The 2526-nt window shown below is 50.5% G+C and carries 2 protein-coding genes; both read right to left on the reverse strand.

The window, feature by feature from the left end:
* Positions 1–488 (reverse strand): response regulator transcription factor (locus HN413_08730; protein MBT3390482.1); only part of this gene is annotated, 488 nt, incomplete at its 3' end.
* On the reverse strand, positions 485–2404 hold the full coding sequence (locus HN413_08735; GenBank protein MBT3390483.1) for a PAS domain S-box protein: 1920 nt from the start codon (positions 2402–2404) through the stop codon (positions 485–487). The genes HN413_08730 and HN413_08735, both read right to left, overlap by 4 nt.
* Positions 2405–2526: the final 122 nt, after the last annotated feature.

The raw sequence follows: 2526 nt of genomic DNA on the forward strand, positions 1-2526 counted from the left end.
AGGTGCATCACTTCACGTTCACGCGCACTGAGTTGTTCCAAAGGCGAAACCACCGAATTCTCCCGAAAAACAATATACTCTTCCACAATGCTGTCTGTTATCATCTCGCTCATATAGCGTCCGCCTGCATGAACACGGCGAATAGCATCGGCAATCTCCAACCCGGATGATTCCTTGAGCAAATAACCTTTTGCGCCGGCCTTTAGTGCTTGAAAAATATGCTCATTGTTGGAATGCATCGATAGAATAATCACCTGGGTTTGATTATGGATTTCCGAGATACGGCGCGCAGCATCAATCCCATTCATTAATGGCATGTTAATATCCATCACAATCACATCGGGTTTTAACTGGCGTACTTGTTCGACCGCGGCCAGCCCATCACATGCGTCGCCGACAATATCGATATCCGCTTGGCCCGATAAAATGGCTCGCAACCCTTCACGGATAACTTTATGGTCATCGGCCAGAACCACACAAATACTCATGCAGTCTCCTTTGCACGCGCGATACGAATGGTAGCGCCATGCCCTTTTTGCGAGTCAATTATTAATCGGGCATCCACCGAATCGGCTCGTTCGCGCATATTTACCAAACCCCACCCTCGTCGCTCGACCGCCCCCGATGCAGATGGCATTGTGAATCCCACGCCATTATCGGCAATGGAAAGAACGATTTCGCTATCGCCGTTGAGAAGTTTAATTTCGATTTGAGTGGCTTCGGCGTGGCGCGTGATATTGGTGAGGCTTTCTTGCACGATGCGGAAGAACGCGTTTTCAACCGTGATTGGCAAACGCGGCTCAAGCGTGGTGCCCATAACCCGGACAGGGATCCCCGTTTGAGCGCGGTAGCGATCGGCATACCAACTGATCGCAGCAAACAAACCATAATCGTCCAATATCGAAGGACGCAAATCGTCCATCACGCTGCGAATGCCCTGCGTAATTTCTGAAACCATACCAATCGAGGCATCCAGGTGAGACATACTTTCACTAGAGATACTTTTAATATTTTCGCCCTTGAGAATATTCAAATTAAACGCTAGCACCGCCAATGATTGCCCAACCTGATCGTGCAATTCGCGCGCCAGGCGGCGGCGTTCCGCCTCTTCTGTTTCTGCAACTCGAATAGTCAGCATTTGTAGTTCATCGCCGCGGCGTTGCAGTTCTTGCTCTGCACGCTTTATCTCGGTAATATCTTCCAGCGCGATGACAATATGTCCTTTTTTATCGCTCTCAAAATAGCCGGTGCTGAAGCGAATCGTCAGGCTTTGTGGTTCTTTTTTCGATTTGGTACGGTATTGCGCTTCAACACCCGAGATTTGCATACGGGTTTCAAGGGTTTCTACAACCGTTGCGCGAATTTCGCACGCTTCACAACTTGGCCCAAAATTACACCCTTGCGGCGAATCGAAGCGGTGAACACAGCCCAAGACTTCGCCGATTGATTTCTCCAGCGCTTCGGCTTCTTTCAGACCCGAAAGGTTCTCCGCCGCGTGGTTCAGCCGCCGAAGCTGTTGCCCAGAATCAAAAACCATTAACGGAATCGGCACAGTATCAAATACGGTTTGAAGTTCATGCGCGTTGCGTTGCAGGCTTTGTTCCGCGCGTTTTAACTCCGAAATATCGGTGATAAAACCTTCGACAACCATCGGTTGTGATGGCGCGATCTCGATACTGCTTCCTTTTGACCATACCCAACGTTCTGCACCGCTGGCTGTGATAAGGCGATAGACAATTTCAAAGGGGCGCTTTTCTACCGCGGCAGCTTGTACATGCTCCCAAACACGCCGCCGATCATCCGGATGAATTAATTCGGTATAGCTGATTTGCAAATCGCCAATCAACGCTTGCGGGCGGTATCCGGTCAGATCGAGGCAGCCCTCACTGACAAAGAGCATCGTCCATTTGGTATTATTCAAGCACCGGTAGACCATACCGGGCAAATTCCCCATCAACGTAGAGAGCATCCGCTGGCTCTCGCGCAAGGCCATCTCGGCGCGAGCGCGCTCTTCGCGCAGGCCCTTCTGTGCCAGAGCTGTTTCAATGGTATGCGGTAAACGCCGAATATGCTGCGGCGATTTGATCACATAATCGGCCGCGCCGCGCTTGATGGCTTCGGCGGCGATTTCATCCGACCCCGTTCCGGTGACGATAATCACCGGCGTGCCGGGCAAACGTTTCTGAACGGCTTCCAGCACATGCAGGCCGGTAAATCCCATAATATTAAAATCACTCAACACCAGATCAAAGTTTCCAGTTGGAAGCAACTCATTGAAGTCGTCACGCGAGGCGGCCTCGACGAGTTCCACATCCTCCCAGGCAGCTACCAGCGCGTCGCGCACCAATGCCCGATCCAGCGGATAATCGTCGATATACAAAATGCGGAGTGATTTTCTCGTCATAACCTGACTGCTTTTAGTATTTATCCGAAAATTCAAAATAGGTGCTTTTCAAACACCAATACATCGGAAAAAATGTCATTCTGAACCCCCGAAGGGGGTGAAGAATCCCTACTATGTGGATT

The sequence above is a fragment of the Chloroflexota bacterium genome, from assembly GCA_018648225.1.
GTDB lineage: Bacteria > Chloroflexota > Anaerolineae > Anaerolineales > UBA11858 > NIOZ-UU35.